General features: G+C 55.9%; 11 protein-coding genes and 1 pseudogene. 4 read left to right on the top strand and 8 right to left on the bottom strand.

What is annotated here, in order from left to right; all coding sequences use genetic code 11:
• Positions 1–67: 67 nt before the first annotated feature.
• Positions 68–907 carry a 5'-nucleotidase, lipoprotein e(P4) family gene (locus tag ACM6IT_RS09790; RefSeq protein WP_409078703.1) on the top strand — a complete coding sequence of 280 codons (840 nt, stop codon included), beginning with the start codon at positions 68–70 and terminating at the stop codon, positions 905–907.
• Between the two features lie 130 nt (positions 908–1,037).
• Here the strand turns inward: ACM6IT_RS09790 and ACM6IT_RS09795 are convergent, their stop codons facing one another.
• From ACM6IT_RS09795 to ACM6IT_RS09810, 4 genes are all read right to left on the bottom strand, one after another.
• Positions 1,038–1,754: a class I SAM-dependent methyltransferase gene (locus ACM6IT_RS09795; protein WP_414917892.1), complete on the bottom strand. Its 717-nt coding sequence runs from the start codon at positions 1,752–1,754 to the stop codon at positions 1,038–1,040.
• A gap of 339 nt (positions 1,755–2,093) precedes the next feature.
• Positions 2,094–2,849, bottom strand: a complete 756-nt coding sequence (locus tag ACM6IT_RS09800; protein ID WP_414917893.1) for a hypothetical protein — start codon at positions 2,847–2,849, stop codon at positions 2,094–2,096.
• A 351-nt stretch (positions 2,850–3,200) separates the two neighbouring features.
• A complete protein-coding gene (locus tag ACM6IT_RS09805) occupies positions 3,201–4,412 on the bottom strand; it encodes an MFS transporter (RefSeq protein WP_223542055.1) in 1,212 nt (403 codons plus the stop codon).
• A gap of 45 nt (positions 4,413–4,457) precedes the next feature.
• Complete coding sequence (locus ACM6IT_RS09810) at positions 4,458–5,603, bottom strand: alpha/beta hydrolase (protein ID WP_414917894.1); 1,146 nt, start codon at positions 5,601–5,603, stop codon at positions 4,458–4,460.
• 96 nt (positions 5,604–5,699) lie between these two features.
• Here ACM6IT_RS09810 and ACM6IT_RS09815 point away from each other — a divergent pair, with 96 nt between their 5' ends.
• Positions 5,700–6,593: a LysR family transcriptional regulator gene (locus ACM6IT_RS09815; protein WP_056727425.1), complete on the top strand. Its 894-nt coding sequence runs from the start codon at positions 5,700–5,702 to the stop codon at positions 6,591–6,593.
• Between the two features lie 43 nt (positions 6,594–6,636).
• Here the strand turns inward: ACM6IT_RS09815 and ACM6IT_RS09820 are convergent.
• From ACM6IT_RS09820 to ACM6IT_RS09835, 4 genes and pseudogenes are all read right to left on the bottom strand, one after another.
• A pseudogene (locus ACM6IT_RS09820) lies at positions 6,637–7,762 on the bottom strand (DUF1254 domain-containing protein); the annotation flags it as partial.
• A gap of 87 nt (positions 7,763–7,849) precedes the next feature.
• Positions 7,850–9,256, bottom strand: a complete 1,407-nt coding sequence (locus ACM6IT_RS09825; RefSeq protein ID WP_056727427.1) for a DUF1254 domain-containing protein — start codon at positions 9,254–9,256, stop codon at positions 7,850–7,852.
• A 283-nt stretch (positions 9,257–9,539) separates the two neighbouring features.
• A complete protein-coding gene (locus ACM6IT_RS09830; protein ID WP_414917895.1) occupies positions 9,540–13,346 on the bottom strand; it encodes a beta strand repeat-containing protein in 3,807 nt (1,268 codons plus the stop codon).
• Between the two features lie 125 nt (positions 13,347–13,471).
• The gene (locus tag ACM6IT_RS09835; protein WP_414913794.1) at positions 13,472–13,636 is read right to left on the bottom strand and encodes a hypothetical protein; all 165 of its coding nucleotides are present in this window, start codon (positions 13,634–13,636) and stop codon (positions 13,472–13,474) included.
• 504 nt (positions 13,637–14,140) lie between these two features.
• On the opposite strand from ACM6IT_RS09835, the gene ACM6IT_RS09840 reads away from it, so the two are divergent.
• Positions 14,141–14,812, top strand: coding sequence for a tetratricopeptide repeat protein (locus ACM6IT_RS09840; RefSeq protein ID WP_414917896.1), 672 nt, complete (start codon positions 14,141–14,143; stop codon positions 14,810–14,812).
• A gap of 646 nt (positions 14,813–15,458) precedes the next feature.
• Positions 15,459–15,788, top strand: coding sequence for an antibiotic biosynthesis monooxygenase family protein (locus ACM6IT_RS09845; protein ID WP_056724165.1), 330 nt, complete (start codon positions 15,459–15,461; stop codon positions 15,786–15,788).
• The last annotated feature ends 72 nt before the right edge of the window (positions 15,789–15,860 follow it).

Raw genomic sequence — 15,860 nt, forward strand, 5'->3', positions numbered from 1 at the left:
GGGCTGATATAGAACACCTTGGCAGCATTTTCCACAGTTGTTCAATCCGTGTTCTAAGGGCTCGAATGTGAAAATAAAAACAAAGAAAATCCTAATCTCCCCCTTGTTCCTCTCTCTGCTGATGCTTCATGGGACTCCCAGCTTTGCCGAGGACGTCGCCAGCCCACCTTCAAATCTTTTAACGGCTGCCGTTGCCTGGAAGCAAACCGCCGCCGAGTTTGAAGCGCTTTATTATCAAGGGTTCAACGTAGCAAGAATGCAGCTGGATCGAGCCCTCCAGGCCCACAAAGCGGGCGACCGACCGTTAGCGATCATCAGCGATGTCGACGACACCGTGCTCAGTAGCAACAGCTATTGGGGCTATATGATCAATGCCGACAAAGAGTTTTTCGACGACGCCGCATGGGATAAATGGGTGGCCGACAATGGTCCGGTTGCCACGCCTGGCGCGGTGGATTTCTTGAGCTATGCGCAATCAAAGGGTGTTGAGGTTTTTTACGTCACCAGCCGTGACCAGGGCGAAAAAACCTTCGAATACGCTTTGGCGAATCTTCGGAAAAACAATCTTCCGTTTGCCGATGATAAACACCTGACGGTTTATCGTGAAAGCTCCAACAAGGAGCCACGTCAATCAGAGATCGCCAAGGATTACGATGTCGTGGTGATGCTGGGTGACAACCTCAACGACTTCAAGCGCAAGTACTACGTTGCTGACGTTAAACAACGCAATAGCCTCATGATCGAAGATAAGGAGCAGTTCGGTCGCAAGTTCATCATCTTCCCGAACCCGACCGATGGCCACTGGCTCAAAGCGATTTTTGGCGACTCGGAACCACCGGCCACGCCGGAAAACCGCGCGAAGTTCAAGGCCGCGGCCGGCTCTACAGCCTGGCAGCTGAAGCAATAACAGGGCTAGATCCGGTCAAGGCTTCAGGGGGCGACAACCATCGTTTCGCCCCCATAACGAGACGGGCTTTCTCACTTTTTCTCGGTCGCGACAGCCATAATCGGCCAGCAACGGCCTATCACATCGCTGTTCAGACTGATTTACACGTCAACCAAGCACCCCAGAACAGGCTGCTGAAAAAACGCGTAGCGTCCCCAAAACCCGCGTCATGCAAAAGCTTCTGCACCGCCGCCTCAGAATGTGGAGGGTCAGCTCCTTGAAGAATTTTACCAAGCTTGACCTTCACTTCATCCGGGCTGGCTCCGTGCTGCCGCCAGCGTTGCCCCCAGGCAGCGAGGAGTAACGGCTGGCTGGCATAGGCATATTGATTGCCGGCGACAATCAGCGCAGCCCCCGGTTTCAGACGAGCCCGAATGGATCGTAAAATTTGTCCTTTGGCATCATTCCCGTCGAGATGATGGAGTACACCGATCAAAGTGGCTGCGTCGTAGGACTCATCTGCCGCCAAGTCTTCAACGTGCCCCAGATGCAGGTCCGTTCTTTCGAGCACGTTGTTTACGGCTAACTGCTGTTTCGCGGTTTCAAGCATCGGCTCAGATGGATCAACTGCGGTGAAATGCCAGCCCGGCTCAAGCCTGGCCATCGCGATTATCTCCTGCGCCGTACCGCCAGCGCCGACTACCAGTATTTTTGCCGAGCCCATATTTCCAAGGCTTGCCGCGAGCATGCACGCCACCAAGTCCTGACAGGCGTCATAACCTGCCAGTGCAATTCGGCTCTGTCGTCCGTACTCATTGGCCCGTGTGTGATCGAACTTTTCAGCTGAGTTGAGTGTTAATGATTTCAAGGGCGGTTCTCCATGTCCTTGAATCAACTTAGGTCATAAACAGCGATAATAGAAATTCATTAATTTCATATATTGAATTCCTGTCGAGAATACCAAACCGCTCAGAGTTCGCCCAGGCGACAGTCCGCTTCACGCCCTGAGGAAGTCAGTCAACCTAAATCAAGGATGATGCAGACCGCTAAAAGAAAGGGTATCAACGCATATTGGAAAAAGCCTCCACACGCTGAGCGTGCGGAGGTTTTTTTACTCTCGACAATTACCCAATAGATTGGGCGATCATCCTCAAAGTCTCTTTTCGTGCAGACTCAACCGATACGATTTTGTCTCCGGCTAGAAAAGTTACCGGCCATTAGCACAATCCTGCTCCCATTCTTCGAGCATATCGTTCATCACAGGGGCTTCCTCACCTTGGCTCCTACGGAATTCTGCGACCTTAACTTCGACGCATTTATCGGGGTCTGTGCTGTTAGCAACTGGTACTGGTTGAGCTAGTCTCGGAGGTCGGTTCCCGTTGATGGCTGCTGACGACAGCTGCGCTAAAAAGGATGTAACGGTCGGTGACTTACTGAACTCGACATACATTTGATCGCCATTATCTGTAGGCTGTGCGGTATATTCGATGTCCTGAGCATATTCACGCTCTCCGGTTTTAATACCTGCTTTGGCTCCATATGCGTCGAAATCTCCATTCGGAGAATGCGTCCAAACCCCCATGAGTAGCAAATTCATTGAGCTATCGAGGTTGTTGTGGTCCATTCCTTTTGTCGCGCGCGAGAGTGCATCTTTCGAGACATCGAAAGCTATTTTCCCAGCACAATAACTTTTGTTGATCGCAGCATCGACCTTGGTGGTACGCGTGCTTATTAATTTGGGTTTGAACTCCGACAGGATGGATTGAATTTCCGTTTCGTCTACCTTCGGCCCGCCTACCATAGGTCTAGCGTTGTCGATGAGTACTTGCCGAATCTGGCTCTTGACATCATCGCCGATAATGTTTGCTACCGTTTCGTTGTCGCAGCCAGGTGGTTTGGGACCGCACCCCGCTATGAATGCGATTGTTACTGCAATTGCACCGAATTTAAGTGGGTATCGCATGGATGTTCCTTGGCATGATTGATAAAGCTCCCCCTGCTATGTCGGTTAATTTGCATTTTTCTGAAGTGCATTTTTTTCCGCAAGCCACAGTTGTCAGTTGAAATTCCTATTCTTATCTACAATCAAATGCCGTCGGAGTGAGCCGTCTAGGGATATATAGGCATATTCGAAAACCGCTGTTCGATTGTAGTTTTTCGCGGAGGACTGCAATTGGCTTGCCGCGGACAGTTTTCAGCCTGTCACGACAGGCAGAAAACGACTGTGGATTCAACCGGCCAATAGCAGACGTTGGATCAAATCCGATCTGGCAAATTACGGACTGCTGCCTGACTTACTCAAATCTGCCTTCTGTCAAGCCTGGTTTCGCGATGTGAAAAAGGTCATCACTGTGGCGAGAACCAACAAGATAGAGCTTGCGAGAAATGTCATGCGATAACCGCTCCCGTCGAACAGCAGGCCGCCGAGGGTAGAGCCCAGAGCAATGGATAGCTGAATGACTGCCACCATCAGGCCGCCACCCGCCTCAGCATCCTTGGGTAACGCCTTGGCCAACCACGACCACCACCCCACAGGTGCTGCCGTCGCGATCAGGCCCCACAGCCCCAGCAATACAAAAGCTGCCACGACTCCGCCGCCAAGGACAATCAAGGAAAGTGCAATGGCGGCCATCAAGAGTGGAATGCAGACCAGGACGCGATACATGCCGAACTTCAGGAAAGTACCGATCAGGATGGTCCCGACAAAACCCGCCACACCGATGACCAGCAGGATCAGCGACAACATGGAGACATCTACACCAGTAACGGTCTCCAGGAACGGGCGCAGATAGGTGAAGAGTACAAACTGCCCCATGAAAAAAGCACCCACACTCAACATGCCGAAACTGACCAATGGGCTCTTGAGCAATCGAAAGACATTGCCAGCGCCTGCTTTGCGCGGCGCCACCGTCATGGCTGGCAGGCTGATCCACTGCCAGATCAACGCGACGATCGCTACCGGAATCAGGCAGAAGAAAGCACCCCGCCAACCGATGACACTCCCCAGATAGCTTCCCAGTGGTGCGGCCACTACGGTTGCCAAAGCATTGCCGCCGTTAAAGATTGCCAGGGCCTTGGGCACGCTATGGGACGGTACCAGGCGCATGGCCATTGCCGCCGACATCGACCAGAACCCGCCTATCACCACGCCGATCAGCGCACGACCAATCATGTACACCGTATAGTTTGGCGCCAGACCGACCACCAGCCCCGACGCGCACATAATTCCTGTCAGTAGAAGCAACAGCGTCTTGCGGTCCATTGATCCCGCAAGCCTGGAAATCGAAAGGCTTGTCAGCACCGCGAAGGCGCCGGAGATGGCGATCCCATACCCGGCCAGTCCTTCACTGATCTGCAGATCCGATGCAATCGGCGTAAGCAAACTGACAGGCATGAACTCCGAAGCGATCAGAGCGAATACGCACAGTGTCATCGCAAAGATGCCACTCCAGTAAGCCGGCAGTTCCCCAGTCCCCGGCGTGCCGACAGCATCACCTGCCGGGGTGTCGAATACTTGAGCCGTCATTCAAAAACCTCTCTTCCAATAGTTGTTGGCAGAAGCACTTGCCTTTTATCCAACCACCGTCAGGTGCCGGGTAAAAAAGGCGGTGAGTTTGGTCCAGGGAATCAAGTTCACACGGTCGTACAGATCCACGTGACCCGCGCCGGGAACCCAGGCCAGTTCCTTGGGTTCGGCGGCGTGTTGGTAGGCGTCCTCGCTGAACTCTCTGGAGTGCGCCTGATCGCCAGCGATGAACAGCAGCGGACGCGGGGAAATCGTCTCGATATCGTTGAATGGATAGAAATTCACGAACCGGACTTCACTGGTCAAGGCGCGGTTTTGCGTCAGTTCCAACGTTCTGCCATAAGGGATATGGATACCGCGTGGCGTGCGATAGAAGTCCCAAAACTCGCGAGTTACCGGGTCGGTTTCCTTGCCAGGCTGCGTAGGCAGATAGTTCAGAAATTGCATTGTTCCGGTAGAAAACTCGTCGTAGCGTTGCTCGCAGGCTTTGGCGAGCATGGCCTGGCGTTGCTCGACAGTCACTGAGCGCCCCAGACCATGACGGGTGACGGCGCCCATGTCGTACATGCTGACGGTGGCCACGGCTTTCAAACGCAGATCCATCTTGGCCGCACTGATGGCAAAGCCACCGCTGCCACAGATACCCAGCACGCCGATACGCTTGCGATCGATAAAGTCCCGCGTACCCAGGTAGTCAACCGCGGCACTGAATGCGTCGGCATACATTTCGGGGGCAACCTGGTTACGAGGCAGGCCCTCACTCTCTCCCCAGAACGGCAAGTCAATCGCCAGCGTGATGAAGCCTTGTTCCGCCAGCTTTTGTGCATAGAGCATGGCGCTTTGCTCTTTGACTGCTCCCATGGGATGACCGACGATAATCGCCGGTGCTTTAACGTTTCGAGCCAGATTTTTGGGCGTTACAAGATTGCCCACGATCTGAAGATTGTATGAGTTCTTGAAGGTCACCTTCTGCACAGTGACCTTGTCGCTTTTATAAAAATTGTCGGCGCCCTCCGGCGGGCTGACCGCACTTTTCGAGTCAGCTGCGAAGGCCGACCCGCCTGCGACCGAAAGGACACCCAGAGCCGCAATGCTGACGCCGGTGGCCTTTACGAATTCGCGCCGATCAAGCCCTGGAGGGGTCAAGGCTGCTATAGCTTCAGGGAGGGTTACAGGTGTCTCGCTCATCATCAGTACTCCATTCCAGATAGGTGACAGAGCTTGACGGATTCGAGGTACCCTGATTAGTAGGCGTAATCTTCATGTGGTTTTGAGAAAAACTCAGCAATGGCCAATACCAAAGTCAACGATCTCCAAGCTTTTCTGGCAGTGGCGCGCGATCAAAGCTTTACCAAAGCCGCCGCCAAACTGGGCATTACGCCTTCTGCGCTGAGTCATACGATCCGGGCACTTGAACAAAGACTTGGGATACGTCTGCTGGCCCGCACGACACGCAATGTGTCGCCGACAGAGGCGGGAGAAAGATTGATGCGCTCGATCGCCCCGCTTTTTGATCAGATCGCTGTTGAGCTTGAAGCCTTGAGCGAATTACGGGACAAGCCCAGTGGCACGATTCGTATTTCCTGCACTGACGATCAGATTGAGTTGTGCATTCGGCCGATGCTTGCAGGTTTCTTGAAGAATTACCCGGATATCACACTGGAGTTCTACGTCGACTATGGATTCACCAACGTGGTCGAGGAACGCTTCGATGCCGGCATTCGCATGGGTGAATCGATCAGCAAGGACATGATTGCGGTTCGCATAGGACCGGATTGGCGGTTGGCGGTGGTGGGATCTGCGGCGTATTTCGAACGCAAATCGGCACCAGCGACGCCCCATGAGTTGACGGCCCATGACTGCGTCAATATTCGACACAGGCCATCAGGGGCGATTTACGCCTGGGAGTTTGAACGAGATGGCCAGGCGTTTACGGTCAAGGCAGATGGGCAGCTCGTTTTCAACAGCATCATGCATGTTCTCAATGCTGCCGTTGATGGCGTTGGTCTGGCCTACGTACCAGAGGAGTTGGTCGCACCCTATCTGGCCGACGGCCGACTCAAGGAAGTCCTCGCCGACTGGTGCCCTGTGTTTCAGGGCTACCATTTGTATTACCCCAACAGACGCCAGGCGTCTCCCGCCTTTTCTGCATTGGTGGAGGCGCTCAAATATAGAAGTTGAGCGTTTTATATGCGACGCGCAGCTACGTCTGCTTTGGGTCGCACTACTTTGAAACTACCAGCGCCGGTGGTTGCCAGCTGCCTTCGCCAGCGGGAAGAATCGAAGGCGGCGTGGTTTTCGGCCAATAGAGGCGCATCAACAGATAGGCCGTGTCGTCAGGCGCCGGCAACCAGTTGGACTCCTTGGCCTTGCCCGGCGAATCCTTTTGGATGTACAGCGTCAGTGAACCATCCGCGTTCTTCTTCATCGCCGACAGCATCGGCGAATTGATCAGGTAGCGATTGAGCGGGTTCTTGATCAGCAGTTGGCTCTTGCCGTCGTACATGGTCACCGACCAGAAGGCATTGACGGGCGGCAGTTTGCCGGCCGGGAAGGTCAGCGTGTAGTTGCGTTTGCTGGTATCCAGCGTCTGGCCGGTGCCGTCGGTGCGCGTGTAGGGGGACATCGCCTCGACGGCGTCGTTGCCGTAAATGCCGCCCTTCGCGGCGCCAGCCCGCTTCAGCCAGTCGCCTTTGTAGAACGCCTGGTCGCCGAAGAACGCGCCGACGCTCCAGCCGTTGATTTTCTTCGTCCCGCCCGCGAGGAACTTGTCCACCTGTTCGTCACCGGCCTTCATCCCGAGCAGGACCACGGCCTTGTGCTCGAACGAGAGGTCTTTGAATTCAAAGCTGCGGCCGGGGCCCACGCCGATACTGGCCAGCCTGGCCCGGATCTCCTTGTCCTCAGCCGATGGCGGCACATAGTCCAGCGCGGCCGACAGGTATTCGAAGAAGTTGGCCTTGATGCCTCCCGTGGTAGCCGGCAGGAAAGCAATCTTCGGCGCAGTAGACGGCGCGGGTTGATAGAGGAAGGCGGCTGGACCTTGTAACCCGCCTGCACCTTCTCGACATTCGGCATGTCCTTGGCATTCAAGAACTGAGTCCGAAAGCCGCTCAAGGCGAAAGGAGTGGTCGAGGTGAAGACTTTCTTGATCCCGGAAGGGGCGCCCCTTTCCAGTCGGGACCGACCACCAGGTAGTCGCCTGGCTCGCTGCCGGTGGCACGGCTGCCGATGTAGCCGTAGTTGTAGATGTTGCCGTCGATTAGCTGCACCGAGTAGTAACGCCGCTTATCCACCGCCGGCACCGAGATCACCATCGGCTCCGCGCGCAAGTCCAGCCAGGCAAACGATCGTCGAACCCTGCCTCTGTACTCGCTCAATACGAAGCGGTTAGTCGATAACTGCTTCGCATTGGACTCAGTCGAACCTCTGGTTGTTTATATCCGCTTAACCGATGGAGGGTTCCATTTGCCATTGAGCGCTTCGGGCTTGGGTGCATAAAGACGCATGGTCAGATTGAACGCGCCCTCGGGCGCAGGCAGCCAATTGGCCTCCTTTTCTTTGCCAGGGCTCTCGTTTTGGATGTACAGGTCAAGGGAACCATCTGCGTTGTTTTTGAACGGCATCCAACTGCTGACGGCAAATCGATTGAGCACGTTCCCCACCTGAAAGCCCTCATCGTCATAGAGCGTGACAGACCAGAATGCGTTTATCGGTGGGATATTACTTTTGTCGAAATGGAGCGTGTACTTGTTGGCGCCATCGAGCGGTTTGCCGGTGTCGTCAGCGAGGTTCAACGGGTAAATTGCATCTTCTGGAAGGTTCGCGCCGAGACCTTGTTGCGCAATGATGGCGCGCTTGAGGTAGTAATTGCCGTAGACGCCCATCGTGTCGGTGTTCATCGACCAGCCGTTAGTGACTCGGGCAATCGTCTCCATCTTCCATTTCATAAGCTCTTGCGCTTCTGCCGGTACCTTCTCAAGAGTTTGCTTCAATGCCGGATCGAGCTTGTTGATGTCAAAGCTCTTACCGGGTTCAAGACCAATCTTTTTCATCTGCGCGATGATTGGCTGGTCAGTGTCGTGGGGAGGATTGACCTTGAGAAGTTCGGCGGCGTATGCAAAGTACTGGTCGGCCGGCATGGTGTCGACCTGTACCTTGGGTGGTGTTTTCATGTCGATGCTCGGGTCAATCCGCACCGTGACCGGCTGCGCAGCCTTGCCCCAATGCGAGAGCGGAGTCACCTTGTAACCGGCCTGGATCTTATGCACCGCTGCGTAATCCGGCTCTCCATCGGTCTTGGTGCGGCCGATGACCCAGACATAAGACGTCGGGGCCGGAAGATGCGTAAAGCCCTCCGGAACAGTTCCGCTCCAGCCGGGCGGGGTCACCAGAAAATTGCCCGCACGGGTGCCGGTTGTCCGCCAACCGGGGGAGGCAAAGACATCCGTCCACATGTCGAGCATCGGCAGAAGGTAATAGCGTCCATCGGTGTCCGGTGCGGAGATCACCAAAGGTTCCTTGGTAAGGTCCAGCCATGCGGAGGAGTAGAGCGTGTCAAAGTTCAAGCGAACTACCGCTTTCATATTTGCCGGCGGATAGGCCGGAACGCTCACGAACGTATTCGCCGGACCTTTGCCGAACTCTTTCCCAGGCTCAATGTTGGTGAACTGTTTGCGGGAGACATCCATGGACAACAGCGGATAGAAATAGGTGTAGGCATCAATGCCAATGGCATGCGCTTCTTCAGCGGTAAGCCCCGACTGAGCATGTACCGTCGACAATGGCAGCAGTCCCAGGAATGCCATCGTCAAAGTGGAAGTTTTAAGCTGTTTGATATTCATTATCGACAAACTCCAGTAATTTCGGGGCGGCGCAGCTGTTCAAACACTTTAACCAGCACTGTTAACTTGCCGTTCACAGCGTAGTCGGTTTTTCGTGCCTCAATCATCAAGAGGCAATAGCAGCTGTTGGTCGATAACGTCGGGTAGATGCGAGAGTCAGCTTTGGGTTCGTTTTCTGCCTTTCGCGACGGGCATAAAACGCCCAAAAGGAGACAGTCAGATGCGTCTGGAAAATCCAGGGTGACCCGCTCCGCGTCACCCTGCCAGATGCCAGATCCGCAAGTTAAAGTATAAAGTCCGCCGTGGTCGCGCTGTTGAGACCGACTATCTGGATGGCGAATTCGGCGGCGCTGTCGGCATCGGTATTGCCATACAGCACGCCCCCTGAAACCTTCAACTGTCCGGCCACGTTGAAAGCAGCGGTACTGCCGATGACCGAGCTGAAGGCGTCATTGGCGGTCGTCGCCGTGTTGGCATCGAGCGTCGACAGGTCGATCTTGTCGGCTCCCCGGGTGAAGTCGGTGATGATGTCCCAGGTGGAACTGGTCAGCCCCGTTTCAGCGAGGGCGTTGAAATCGAAGATGTCGTTTCCGATGCCACCGGTTAGAACATCCTTGCCTGTACTGCCGATCAAGATGTCGTTCCCGCCCCCACCGTTCAGCAGGTTGGCGGCGGCGTTGCCCGTGAGCCTGTCGTTGTAGTTGGAACCCGTGAGGTTTTCGATGGCGATCAGGGTGTCGGAACCTGAGCCGCCGGTGGCCTGGGCCGTGGTCACGGCGAGGCTGGCGGTGATTGCGCTACCGGCATAGGCGTAGGACGCCGTGTCGGTACCGGTGCTGCCATTGAGGACGTTGTTGCCGGCGCCGGCATAAAGGGTGTTGTTGAGGCTGTTGCCCGTCAGGCCGGCGTCTCCGGTGGCGAGGAGGCGACCACTCTCGACATTGGCGCCGAGGGTGTAGGCGCTGAGGGAACTGAAGACCGTGTCGCTGCCGCCGGTGCCGACCGTTGCATTGGTTTCAACCACGACGTCACCCGTATTGTCGACGTAGTAGAGGTCAGACCCATCGCCGCCGGTCATCCGGTCGAGGCCTGCGCCGCCATCCAGAACGTCATTGCCCGCCCCACCGTCGAGCGTATCGTTACCGCTGCCACCGTTGAGCAAGTTAGCCGCGGCGTTGCCCGTGAGTTTGTCGTTGTAGTTGGAGCCGATGAGGTTTTCGATGGCGATCAGGGTGTCGGCGCCTGAGCCGCCGGTGGCCTGGGCCGTGGTCACGGCCAGGCTGACGGTGACGGCGCTGCCGGCATAGAGCCAGGAGGCAGAGTCGACACCGGTGCCGCCATTGAGGACGTTATTACCGGTCCCGTCATAGAGGGTGTTGTTAAGGCTGTTGCCCGTGAGGGCGGCGCCCCCGGTGGCGAGGAGGCGACCGTTCTCGACATTGTCGCTGAGGGTGTAGGCGCCGAGAGAGCTGTAGACCATGTCGCTGCCGCCGGTGCTGGCCGTGGCATTGGTTTCCACCACGACGTCGCTAGCGTTGTCGACGTAGTAGAGGTCGGAGCCATCACCGCCCGTCATCCCGTCGGCGCCAGTGCCACCATTCAAAACGTCATTGCCCGCACCACCGTCGAGCGTATCGTTTTCGGCACCACCGCTCAGCAGGTTGGCGGCGGCGTTGCCCCTGAGCGTGTCGTTGTAGCTGGAGCCGGTGAGGTTTTCGATAGCGATCAGGGTGTCGGCGCCTGATCCGACGGTGGCCTGGGCCGTGGTCACGGCCAGGCTGACGGTGACTGCGCTGGTGGCATAGAGGTAGGAGGCGGTATCGACGCCGGTGCCACCATTGAGGACGTTGTTGCCGACCCCGGCATAGAGGGTGTTGTCGAGGCCGTTACCCGTCAGGCCGGCGATCCCGGTGGCGAGGACACGCCCATTCTCGACATTGGCAGCGAGGGTGTAGGCGCTGAGAAAACTGTAGACCGTGTCGCTGCCGCCGGTGCTGGCCGTGGCATTGGTTTCAACCACGACGTCAGCCGCGTTGTCGACGTAGTAGATGTCGGAACCCTCATCGCCCGTCATCCTGTCGATACCTGCGGCGCCATTTAAAAAGTCATTGCCGGCACCGCCGTAGAGGTGATTGGCGGCGGCGTTGCCGGTCAGCGTGTTGGCGAGGCTGTTGCCCGTGCCTGTGAGCGCCGCGCTGCCCGTGAGGGTCAGGTTCTCCTGGTAGTTGCCGAGGGTGCGACTGACGCTGGAAACGACGGTGTCGACGCCGCCGGTGGCGGAGGTTTCGTTGACCACGTCGCTGGCATGGTCGACGTAGTAGATGTCATTGCCCAGGCCGCCGCTCATCACATCGACGCCGGCACCGCCGTTGAGCGTATTGGCGGCGGCGTTACCGGTCAGCGTGTTGGCGAGGCCGTTACCGGTGCCATTGATCGTTGAAGTCCCTGTAAGCGTCAGGTTCTCCAGGTTGGCTCCCAGCACCCAGCTCACAGCCGACTTGACCGTGTCAGTGCCGGCACCCAGTTCTTCACGAAGTTGAAGTAGGTTGTCTAAAACTGCATAGGTATCATTGCCGGTGCCCCCGGCCAGCAGCATGTTGCCCTGACCGTTCAGCGTGTCGTCACCGCTCCCGCCAGTGACCTCCAGCCGTGCCGCAGTGCCATCGGCACTGAAGCGCTGGACATAGACGCCGTCATTGACATGACTGGACTGTCCTATAGACATCCAGGTCACTGCCCAGCCGCCGTCTTCCAGAGACGTGACCTTGGCGGCAACCTGATAGCCGTCGGTGGTGGTGTTGACCAGCGTTTCGCCACCGACGGCTTGGCCCGCGGCGTTGTAGCGCTGGGCATAGATAGCCATCACACTGCCATCCTGTTCGCCGCCCGCTTCCCAGGTCACCACCCAGCCGCCATCAGCCAATGCCGTTACATCGGAGAAACTCTGTGACTGAGTGGCATAGTGAGGGCTGTTTATGACGAGAGTTTCACCGCCGACCGCCTGACCATTGGCGTCATAGCGCTGGAAGTAGATATCGCTACCATTGGCAGCTACGCTGAAGGATGACCAGCTCACCAGCCAGCCACCATCGTTCAAGGCCGTGACCGCAGGAATGTACTGGTCATTAAGCGTATTGGTGTTTACCTGAGTTTCGCTGCCTACCCTGTTACCGGTTGCATCGTAACGCTGGGCATAGATATCGAAGCGGCTTTCGCCTGGGTGAGTCGCATGCCAGGTCACCAGCCAGCCACCGTCCTTCAGGGCCGTCACGTCAGTGCTGTACTGTGCGATCTGATTATCCCCTGTCGTCGTGTTGACCTGGGTTTCACCCCCCACAGCGATGCCCGCTGCGTCATAGCGTTGGGCCTCGATCGTGAAGTTATTGCCAGCGACGTCCCGGGACATCCATACCACCACCCAACCACCGTCATTCAGTGCTGTAACAGCCGGGCTGTCCTGGCTTTCAGCCGTGTGGGTATTGACGCGCCATTCATCGCCCATGGGATCACCAGCCGCGCTGAACCGCCGGGCATAGATGTCACCACTCCCCCCAGTGTAGAACCAGGTAACCACCCAGCCACCGTCAGCCAGCCCGGCGACATCGGAATATCCCTGAGCGCGTTGCGAAGAGGCGACAGTAATCTCATCGCCCAACCTTTCGCCTGCTGCACTGTAGCGTTGGATTACAATATCGTTCCCATAGGTTTGATCAATGGACTCCAGGGACACCAGCCACCCACCGTCGGCCAGTCCGGTAATGGAGATACTGTCCTGAGTTGACTGCGCAAGCGTACTGACCCGGCTTTCACCGCCCGCCTTGACGCTCAGAATCCTGTCGGCGAATTGCAGGCTTTCGATATTGCGCAGGTAATCGGTACCCTCATCGCCACCAACGACATTCAGGTCGGTGACCGTCAGTTGGCCGTTGCTCCATCCGAAGCGGTAGTCGCCGGCGTTGCCCGAATAGATAGCCGTATCCTGACCACCACCGCCGTCGAGAATGTCATCCCCCGCCAGCCCGGTAATGCTGTCGGCCTCACTTGTCCCCAATAGATCATCATTGCTCGTAGTGCCTGTTATCACGGCCATGTGGGATTTTTCCTTTATGCAGGGCCGCAAGGGGCAACCCACGCGGCGGTGTTGTTATTTGTCATCAGTAACAGGCGAGGTGAAGCCGCCGGGCATTGCATCGAAATTCGTCGAGGCCACTTAGTTCAGCACTCATTTTCATTCAGTTCGCTCATGGCCAAGGTGCTTGCGCCGGTGAACCGGGTGACAAACTCGGCTGTGCTGTCCGCATCGCTGTCGCCGTAGAGCGCCCGCTTGCAACCTTCCAGAGCCCGGCCGCACAGAGAGTGGCACTCAGTGTATATAGCCATTTGCCACTTCGCTTGTCCGGTCGTCGCTTCCCATCACTTGGGTAAGCAGGCTAGGACAGAACAGTGGATGACATACTTTCCAATTTGGACTCCGGTGGCAGGACTAGCTCTCGACGGTGGTCCTTACTTTTTGGCATCCGCTTGACGATCACAAATGACTGCATCAGTTGACTGCGGCCCTTCGTGACGGACAGCTATCGGCCGATTTTTTGTTTGTCGCCACCGTCAGCCTGGGTCGATTTCAGCCGATTGTGGAAGGCAGAAATCGGCCAGAAACAGCCGGTCGCAACTTGCAGAATTGCGGGGCGAAGGCTTGGCATTGGGCTGTAGCGAGAGGTGGCCGGTAAGACCGGAGAAGTTTCGCGAAAAAGATGTGAGGGCAGTAATATCGACGGATAGACCACGATTAAACCGTAACAGCCTAAGCTGTGGTCTGCCTCTGGTTGTCATTAGAAGTGTTAATCATAGATCAGCGGTCTTCACCAACGAACCAGAGACTTTCACATGATAGCGATGAATCGAATACTTCACTCCACCACAGCCCTAGCGCTCGCGACGATCTTCAGCTTCCTGAGCGGACCGGCGCAAGCCGGCTTAGAGGAAGGCGTTACGGCCTATCAAGCCGGTGACTTGCCGCTGGCATTTAAGGAATTTAGCACCGTTGCGGACACAGGCAACGCCGATGGCCAGTTCAATGTGGCTCTAATGTACGAGCAGGGCATCGGGGTTGCCAAAGACGAAACACAAGCAATTAGTTGGTATGAAAAATCTGCGCAGCAAGGCAACTCCAACGCGCAATACAATCTCGCTGTGCTGTATGAAAACGGTCGTGGCACTGCCGTGGACTTTGCGCAGGCCAATCAGTGGTATCGCAAGGCAGCAGCGCAAGGCGATGCGCTCGCCGTCGGTAATCTGGGCATGCTTTATATGCGCGGCGATGGCGTGAAGGTGGACAAAAATCTCGGCCTAGCTCTGCTTATACAGTCGGCAACCATGGACAACTCGCCCACAAACAAAGCCAAAAGTAACATTGCAGCGACCAGGGGTTTAACCGCCAACATGATCACAACAGCCCAGACACTTTCGGATGAGCTAGGCCAAGCCAAAAATCTGCTGATACCGCTGGATCAATACTTGAAAACTACGACGACTACCTCTGGCGGCGAATCGCAATAGGCTGAAACGCGTCCTCCGGAATACAGGGGGCGCAGGTAGCAAATTACCGCCCGCCAATAAGGGGCAGACCACGGTTTTGCGAAATTTCGATTTAAACGTGAATCGCCCCTATTTTTGCAGTCACTACCTAATCTCATTACGGCCGTACCACCGGCCGCTTTTGGTCGAGGCTGTGTAAAAACGTTTTAGAACAGGTTTGATGGTCAGAACCTGAATGAAAATCGCATTCCTACGCAAATTTCAGGTCCGCTGATTAACCAATCACTGGCAGATTTTACGTAGCGACGCAGACTTCAAAACAGTGCCTGCGTTTTTACACAGCGTGGGTCGTTTTCTGCCGGTCACCACAGGCAGAAAACGGCCAAAAGCAGACCATGGGCGCGCCGCTAATGCGCCAGTAATGGGCGCAAAAGTCATGTCGCTTTTCCTCCTCACCTCATGTCGCGTTTCTAGCGCGACACTCAAGCCGAACAAGGAGTTACGCATGGACAAGGAACGCTATCAGACACAATCGGCGGAAAACATTACGCCAGATGCATCGTCTACTGATAGCTGGGAAGCCAACCAGCTAGCATAGGTTTGAGGCATACCCAAGTCCGGTCAGTCCAATCATCGGCAACCAAACGCCGCGAAAGGAGCAAAGCCTATGTACTCTTCAACGTTCATCTTTGCCAAAAAGCAGTTTGATGAAGCCTTCCACCGACTCGATCAGGAAATCGCTGCAATCGCAAAATCGATCCCTGGTTACCTTGGCGAAGAAGCTTGGGAGAATCCACAGACTGGCCTCTTCTCCAATGTGTACTACTGGAGTTCTCTCGAAGCACTTCAGATATTGGTTGAGCATCCCCGTCACCTGGAGGCAAAGGCTGCCCAGGAAAATTGGCTTGCCGGTTATCAAGTCATCATCTCTGAGGTCATCAAAACCTATGGTGACTCCAAGCTTGGCGAGAAATGGCCAATCGCAACAGCTACTTAAGCATTCCATCGACCAGAATAGTCTTTTCGGATGTGCGTAGAAAAACCGGCAAGGAAATACGCGGATCAAAAA

Origin of the sequence: Pseudomonas sp. IT-P4 (assembly GCF_949767755.1) — a bacterium.
In the GTDB taxonomy this organism is placed as follows: domain Bacteria; phylum Pseudomonadota; class Gammaproteobacteria; order Pseudomonadales; family Pseudomonadaceae; genus Aquipseudomonas; species Aquipseudomonas monachiensis.